The sequence below is a fragment of the Nocardia sp. NPDC058497 genome (assembly GCF_042720195.1).
Classification (GTDB): Bacteria; Actinomycetota; Actinomycetes; order Mycobacteriales; family Mycobacteriaceae; genus Nocardia.
Genome location: NZ_JBHXMY010000768.1, coordinates 1 through 2,329, shown reverse-complemented (window position 1 = coordinate 2,329; position 2,329 = coordinate 1). Strand labels below are relative to the sequence as shown.

4 protein-coding genes are annotated in these 2,329 nt (G+C 69.9%); 2 read left to right on the top strand and 2 right to left on the bottom strand.

Annotation, left to right across the window (positions count from 1 at the left end):
* The coding region (locus ACFWPJ_RS30695; protein ID WP_378856689.1) for an Ig-like domain-containing protein at positions 1 to 884 on the top strand (884 nt) is incomplete at its 5' end.
* 73 nt (positions 885 to 957) lie between these two features.
* Here the strand turns inward: ACFWPJ_RS30695 and ACFWPJ_RS30690 are convergent.
* Positions 958 to 1,311, bottom strand: a complete 354-nt coding sequence (locus tag ACFWPJ_RS30690) for a hypothetical protein (RefSeq protein ID WP_189032880.1) — start codon at positions 1,309 to 1,311, stop codon at positions 958 to 960.
* Positions 1,312 to 1,420: 109 nt separating this feature from the next.
* Positions 1,421 to 1,597, bottom strand: coding sequence for a hypothetical protein (locus ACFWPJ_RS30685; protein WP_378856687.1), 177 nt, complete (start codon positions 1,595 to 1,597; stop codon positions 1,421 to 1,423).
* 25 nt (positions 1,598 to 1,622) lie between these two features.
* Between ACFWPJ_RS30685 and ACFWPJ_RS30680 the strand changes: the two genes are divergently transcribed.
* Entirely contained in the window at positions 1,623 to 2,147 is a 525-nt protein-coding gene (locus tag ACFWPJ_RS30680) for a CGNR zinc finger domain-containing protein (RefSeq protein ID WP_378856685.1), read from the top strand.
* Positions 2,148 to 2,329: the final 182 nt, after the last annotated feature.

Genomic DNA, 2,329 nt, shown 5'->3' with positions numbered 1-2,329 from the left:
GGGTGCTCGGCTACGGCAAGACCTACAACCTGACGGCGTCGGCGATCGGCCTCGGCGGGGTGAACTCGACGACCCTGAGCTTCACCACGAGCTCGCCGAACAGTCAGACCAAGCCCTACCTGCTCCCGGGCGAGGGTGAGGTCGTCGGCATCGGCCAGCCGGTGGCCATCCAGTTCGACGAGAACATCCCCGATCGGCGGGCCGCGCAGGACGCCATCAAGATCACCACCGAGCCCGCGGTGGAGGGCGCCTTCTACTGGGTGAACAATCGCGAAGTGCGGTGGCGGCCGGAGCATTTCTGGGCGCCGGGCACCAAGGTGACCATCGACGTGAACGTCTACGGCAAGGACCTCGGCAAGGGGCTCTACGGCCAGGACAACATCCACTCGTTCTTCACCATCGGTGACGCGCAGATCTTCACCGCCGACGACAACACCCACCAGGTGACGGTGGAGCGCAACGGCCAGGTGATCATGACCATGCCGACCTCGATGGGCAAGGACAGCACGCCCACCGACAACGGCATCTACATCGTCAGCGACCGGCACGAGAAGATCATCATGGACTCCTCGACCTACGGCGTCTCGGTGAACTCGCCGGACGGCTACCGCACGCCGGTCGACTACGCGACGCGAATCTCCTACAGCGGCATCTTCTTCCACTCGGCGCCGTGGTCGATCGGGCAGCAGGGCTACTCCAACGCCAGCCACGGCTGCCTGAACCTGAGCCCGGCGAACGCGCGCTGGGTGTACGAGAACGCCAAGCGCGGTGACATCACGATCATCAAGAACACCGTCGGCGGCACCCTGTCCGGTGTCGACGGGCTGGGCGACTGGAACATTCCGTGGCCGGAATGGAAGGCTGGCAACGCCGACGCCGCCTGATCCGCGCGTCTGATTCTCGAAAAACAAAGGGCCACCGGAAATTTCCGGTGGCCTTTTGTTTTGGACGGGTTGTTCAGGCGGGGGTCGGCAGGTCGCTGCAGTCCATCATCGCCTCGCCCGCGACAGCGAGCGCGCTGCCGAGTGCGCCGCACAGGATGCGGCCGCCGAACAGCAGCCGGTCCAGGTTGGGCAGGCCGGCCGAGCCGGTGCCGGAGGAGCCGGTGGTCTCGACGCCGGTGGTGGAGCCGCTCTGCGCCGAGCCGGACTCGGGCTGCTCGGTGGGCAGGCCGAAATCGCCGGTGGCCGTTGGCGCGGCGGCGACGTACGGGGACAGGGGTAGGCCGGGCGACTCGGCCGCCGCAGTCCCCGCGATCGGGCCGAGCGCGGTGGCGGCCGCGAAGGCGGCGACGACGGTGGAACGCTTCATCAAGGGGTCTTTCCGGTCGAACGCTGACGAGATATGCCCCACATCTGGGCAGTGGTCCAGAGTGTAGCGGGCAAACGTGACGTTCGTCATGGCACCGGCCACCTGCGAGCTACGCCGTCGCGGCGAGCCCGTGGTCGGCGCCGTGGAGTTCGGCCGAGATGCTGACGCCGGGGTCGCCGACGACGACCCGTCGGGCCCCGCAGCGGCACCGCTGGTAGGCGATCAGGCCCTCGCTGGTCCGGTGGCAGGACTCGATCCGCCAGGTGTGCGTGGTGTGGCTGTTCATGCTTCGAGTCTGATGTAATGGCATTGTGCATTACAACCATTACGGACGGGAGCCGGTGCAGCTCGGCGTCGACCTGCTCAACGAACCGTGTGGAAGTGCCGCGGAGCTGGGGCAGCGCTGTGCGTCGGCGGGGCTTGTTGTGTCCCAGGCGCCGACGGACGACGATCTGGCGTCGGTGACGGCGTTTCTGGCGCGCTGGCGGCGGGTGGTCGCGTGCGCGGATCGGGCCGAACGCGCGTCGCTGCTCAACGTGCTGCTGGCCGAGTACGCGTCGGCGCCCCGCCTGACCAACCACGCGGGAGACGGCTGGCATCTGCATTTCCGCGACCCCGGGGTGCCGACCGATCGCCAGGTCGCCGCGCTGATCACCGTCGGCACCGCACTACACCTGACCGGGCTGGGGATGGACCGGCTCGGTGAGTGCGCGGCCGAGGGGTGTACGCGGGTGTACGCCGACACCTCCCGCAACGGCAGGCAGCGGTTCTGCAGCCCGGCCTGCGCGAACCGGTCGGCCGTGCGCAGACACCGGGCCAGTCGCGCCCGCCGGTGACGGGCCGAGTCCGTCCAGGATCGAGGCGAATCCCAGTCCCGGTGAAACGCAGAAGGGGGGGGGGGGGGCGGGGCCCGGCGCCTGGGGGGGGGCGGGCCCGGCGCCCGACGCGCCGGGGGCGGGGGCCGGGGGGGGGGCGGGCGGGCGGGGGGGGGCGCGCGGCGCGCGGGCGCGGTCCACTG

Bases quoted from the DNA above. Each gene is read 5' to 3' on its own strand.
- ACFWPJ_RS30685 (WP_378856687.1), bottom strand. From the start codon at position 1,597: ATGAACAGCCACACCACGCACACCTGGCGGATCGAGTCCTGCCACCGG.
- ACFWPJ_RS30690 (WP_189032880.1), bottom strand. From the start codon at position 1,311: ATGAAGCGTTCCACCGTCGTCGCCGCCTTCGCGGCCGCCACCGCGCTC.